Here is a 489-nt window from a genome sequence, read left to right as displayed (position 1 = left end):
GCGGTGGCCTCACGCTTGGCGGCCGGCGCATCGATCGGCATCACGATGGTGACGGGAATGCCGAGCGCCTGGCCGGCGGCGGCCAGCCCTTGCGCGAAATTGCCGGACGAGTAGGCGACGACACCTTTCTTGGCCTCATCCGGCGACAGCCGCTTCAGCCGCCAGTAGGCACCGCGGACCTTGAAGGAGCCGGCCCATTGCAGCGATTCCGGCTTGACGAAGACACGCGCCGCACCCGTCTCCCTGGCGAGCGCGGTCGACTCAAGCAATGGCGTCACCTGCGTTGCGGCCGAGGTGACGGCATAGGCCATTTTGAGATGGTCGAGTGAGGGGACGAGCGTTGTCATCATTCGCCTCGCGGATACCGTTTGCTCTCCTCGAGATTGTCGAGGTTCATGTGGTTGCGCATGTAGCGCTCGGACGCCTTCTGCAGCGGCTGGAAATCCCATGGGTAATAGGCGCCGTTGCGCAGCGCCGGATACACCACCC

The 489-nt window shown here is 64.8% G+C and carries 2 protein-coding genes; both read right to left on the bottom strand.

The annotated features are described in order from the left end of the window. On the bottom strand, positions 1–350 hold a 350-nt coding region (locus EN780_RS37470), incomplete at its 3' end, for a pyridoxal-phosphate dependent enzyme (RefSeq protein WP_128276652.1). Further along, a partial coding sequence (locus EN780_RS37465) for a hypothetical protein (protein ID WP_133373011.1) occupies positions 347–489 on the bottom strand: 143 nt, incomplete at its 5' end. The genes EN780_RS37470 and EN780_RS37465, both read right to left, overlap by 4 nt.

It is taken from the genome of Mesorhizobium sp. M4B.F.Ca.ET.089.01.1.1, assembly GCF_004022605.1.
GTDB lineage: Bacteria > Pseudomonadota > Alphaproteobacteria > Rhizobiales > Rhizobiaceae > Mesorhizobium > Mesorhizobium abyssinicae.
This window is presented reverse-complemented; position numbering and strand designations above follow the sequence as displayed.